This is a genomic window from Hymenobacter coccineus (genome assembly GCF_001816125.1).
Taxonomy (GTDB): Bacteria; Bacteroidota; Bacteroidia; order Cytophagales; family Hymenobacteraceae; genus Hymenobacter; species Hymenobacter coccineus.
Genome location: NZ_MDZA01000214.1, coordinates 1 through 3199, shown reverse-complemented (window position 1 = coordinate 3199; position 3199 = coordinate 1). Strand labels below are relative to the sequence as shown.

Sequence of the window (3199 nt, the reverse complement as noted above, 5' to 3'; positions counted from 1 at the left end):
GCCAGCGCAGCCGGGTGGCACCGCCGGGCCCCGCGCGTTCGTCCCTCTTCATTACCGATTGAAAATGCCCGTTCAGAATCCGCTCTTTCCTGTTTTCCTCAAGCTCGAAAACCTGCGCGTGCTGCTGGTGGGCGGCGGCAACGTGGGCCTGGAAAAGCTCACCGCCATCCTGCGCAGCAGCCCGGCCACGGCCGTGACGGTGGTGAGCCTCACGTTTTTGCCGGCGCTGCGGGCCCTGGCGGCGCGCCACCCGGCGGTGCAGCTGCACGTGGGGTCCTACGCCGATTCGTTTCTGGAAGGGGCCGACCTCGTGTTTTGCGCCACCGACGACCCGGCTTTGCACCGGCGCATCGTGGCCGCCGCCCACGCCGCCCGGCTGCTGGTGAACGTGGCCGATACGCCGCCGCTCTGCGATTTCTACCTCTCGTCGGTGGTGCAGAAGGGGGCCCTGAAGGTGGCCGTGTCCACCAACGGGCAGTCGCCCACGGTGGCCAAGCGCCTGCGCGCCGTGCTCGAAGCGGCCCTGCCCGACGAACTGGACGCGGTGCTGCAAAAGATGCCCGCCATCCGCAAGCAGCTGGCCGGCGACTTCGCCGCCAAGGTGAAAGCCCTCGACGCCGTGACGGCCGGTCTGGCCGGGGCCCCGGCTACGTGGCCCCCGCCACCCGGCGCTGGCGGGCGCTGGCCGTGGGCGCGGTGCTGGCCGCCGGGGCCCTGGCCGTGGCCCGCTGGGGCCCCCAGGCCGATAAACCGGTGGATGAAAACCAAGGAGCTAGCTAACTACTGAACAAGTGTATATGGCGGATATCGTTCCCGAATTATTCGTAGTAGGGGCGGGCCCCGGCGACCCGGAGCTGCTCACCCTCAAGGCCCATAAGGTGCTGCAAACGGCGGCCGTGATACTCTACGATAACCTCGCCAACCAAGAGCTGCTGGCCCTCGCGCCGGTGGCCTGCGAGTGCATCTACGTGGGCAAAAAACCCTACGGCGAGTACACGCCCCAGGAAGTTATCCACGAACTCATCCGCGAAAAAGCGTTGGCGCACGGCCGCGTGGTGCGGCTGAAGGGCGGCGACCCGTTCATCTTCGGGCGGGGTTTCGAGGAGATGCTCTTTGCCCGCAGCCACGGCATTGCGGCGCACTACGTGCCGGGCATTTCGAGCATGCAGGCCGTCGGTTTCGAGGACATTCCCCTCACGCACCGCGTGGTGAGCGAGGGCATCTGGATTCTGACGGGCACCAAAAAGGACGGCCAGCTCTCTGCCGATTTGCGCCTGGCCATGCAGAGCAACTCGACAGTGGTCATCTACATGGGCCTGAAAAAAGTGGCCGAAATCGCCGCCACCTACGTCGAAATGGGCCGCGGGGCCACGCCCGCCGCCGTGGTGCAGCACGCCTCGCTGCCGCACCGCAAGGTGGCCATCGGCCGCGTGCAGGACCTGCCGGCGCTGGTCGCGGCCCAGGAAATCACCTACCCGGCCATCATCTTCATCGGCGACGTGGTGGGCGTAGGGCGGGAGTTGCCTAGCCTGCAGCGCGGGAGACCTTAGTTAAAAGTTTGGGCGGTGGTACGAAACGGGGTGGTCCGGCGAATTGCCCGGGGGACTTCGTCGGGCCCCTCTTGCTAAAAGGTAGCCCTAGCGCGCAGTAAGAGTGGTCCGACGACCGAAAAAATCGCCGGACCATCACGTTTTAGATCACCAACAAAGTTTGGTCTAGAAGCCGCATCCAACGCTGAGTCAGGCATTACTTTGGGGGTTTTCGGTACCTGAAAAACCCCAAACTATTTGGCCTGCTCCCTACCCCTTGGCCCTCCGCATGCTATGTTTCTTGGGGTGGGGCAGGGCTTCAATCCAGCGAATGGCTGCCTCAACGGGCTCGTTCGATTTGGCGAAGGCCGTGTTGTGCCCCAGGGCCGGGAACAACTGGTACTGGTAGGGCTTGCCGTGGGCTTGGAGCGTGTCCAGGTTTTCCATCGACAAGCGGACGGGGGCCTGAATGTCCTGGCCTCCAAAAAGCCAAAGCCCCGGAATGGCGAGCGTGGCGAGGACACCGCGCGCATCCGTGTCGGCAAACTGGTAGCGGTCGGGGTCGTGGCGCAGGTGCGCCCGGGCCTCGGCTTCGGTGTGCGTCTCCCAAAAGCGGCGGTCGCCGTTCGTAAAAAACTGAAAGCGCAACTGCTCGCGCACGCTCACCACGGGGCCGCTGAACAACACCATGAAGCCCACGGCCGGATTCTGGGTGGCGGCCAGCGGAATGACCCAGCCCGCCTGGCTACCGCCCGCCAGGCCCACCGGCCCGTGCTGGGCGGGCAGTTGGGCCGCCAGCGCAGTGGCGGCGGCGCTGGCATCGGCGGCCAATAAGCCGAGGTTGGCCGCGTCCACGTTGTTGGTGCCGACTTCCGGCCCCGCGTACACCCCGCCCGATTCGCCCACGCCGCGCTTGTCGTACGTTAGCACCGCGATGCCGCGGCCGGCCAAGCGCATCGCCAGTTCCAGCTGCCGCTTTTCCTGCCCCGACCCGTGGACGAGGACGACTGCCGCCGCCAAGTGCCTGGGAATTAAGACCGTGCCGGCCAGCTTAATGCCTGCACTGGTGAAGGCAACGTCTTCGGCGCAGAACGCCACGGATTGGGCCGCCACCGGCCGAACGGCGGCGACGGCAAGCAGCCCCGTGACGACCAGCCACCGGCGGCAATAAAAGCGGGCGGTGAAGGCGAGAAAGCGATTTTTCATTTTGTGGCGGGGGTGAAAAAGTTGGCTGCTAAGCCCGGCTACTGGCACGCTCCTTACTTCGGGGCGGGCAAGGCTTTCAGCAGGTGGTAAGCAACGACCAGGCTTAGGCCGGCGAAGAAGAAGATGGTGACCGGATACACGTAGCTTTGGCTGCCCACGAGCGTGGTCAGCCCGGCCCCGGCCACAATGCCAACCGCAATGCCCATGCTGAGTACGCCCAGGAGCAGGAGCAGCGGTAAATAGCTGGTAGGCTGCGCAAAAGAACTGATTGCCAGTCCCTTTTCTATCAAGGCCAAGCGCTCCCGCGACCGGGTGGTGAGGTAGTAGTAGGCGATGCCGAACCCGGATAAGGTTACGCTGATGGCAACGGGTATTGCCGCGGCAAAGGAATTTTCCATGAGAAAAACGAGGAATAGTTTTCCCTTAGACGCCGGCCGGGCGCTGCCGGTCACACCCCTGTGACC

At 65.0% G+C, this 3199-nt stretch carries 4 protein-coding genes; 2 read left to right on the top strand and 2 right to left on the bottom strand.

The features are described from left to right. The first annotated feature begins 64 nt into the window (after positions 1 to 64). Both BEN49_RS12955 and cobA read left to right on the top strand, forming a co-directional pair. The gene (locus BEN49_RS12955) at positions 65 to 787 is read left to right on the top strand and encodes a precorrin-2 dehydrogenase/sirohydrochlorin ferrochelatase family protein (RefSeq protein ID WP_094123159.1); all 723 of its coding nucleotides are present in this window, start codon (positions 65 to 67) and stop codon (positions 785 to 787) included. 10 nt (positions 788 to 797) lie between these two features. Continuing rightward, positions 798 to 1550, top strand: coding sequence for a uroporphyrinogen-III C-methyltransferase (cobA, locus tag BEN49_RS12950; protein WP_070744067.1), 753 nt, complete (start codon positions 798 to 800; stop codon positions 1548 to 1550). Between the two features lie 249 nt (positions 1551 to 1799). On the opposite strand, the gene BEN49_RS12945 is transcribed toward cobA, so the two are convergent. Next, a complete protein-coding gene (locus BEN49_RS12945; RefSeq protein WP_070744065.1) occupies positions 1800 to 2735 on the bottom strand; it encodes an alpha/beta hydrolase family protein in 936 nt (311 codons plus the stop codon). Positions 2736 to 2788: 53 nt separating this feature from the next. Continuing rightward, the gene (locus BEN49_RS12940) at positions 2789 to 3133 is read right to left on the bottom strand and encodes a DUF6249 domain-containing protein (RefSeq protein ID WP_070744063.1); all 345 of its coding nucleotides are present in this window, start codon (positions 3131 to 3133) and stop codon (positions 2789 to 2791) included. Positions 3134 to 3199: the final 66 nt, after the last annotated feature.

What these genes read in the sequence shown, in the direction of transcription:
- BEN49_RS12955 (WP_094123159.1), top strand. Translation starts at nt 65, where the DNA reads ATGCCCGTTCAGAATCCGCTCTTTCCTGTTTTCCTCAAGCTCGAAAAC.
- BEN49_RS12945 (WP_070744065.1), bottom strand. Translation starts at nt 2,735, where the DNA reads ATGAAAAATCGCTTTCTCGCCTTCACCGCCCGCTTTTATTGCCGCCGG.
- BEN49_RS12940 (WP_070744063.1), bottom strand. Translation starts at nt 3,133, where the DNA reads ATGGAAAATTCCTTTGCCGCGGCAATACCCGTTGCCATCAGCGTAACC.
- cobA (WP_070744067.1), top strand. Translation starts at nt 798, where the DNA reads ATGGCGGATATCGTTCCCGAATTATTCGTAGTAGGGGCGGGCCCCGGC.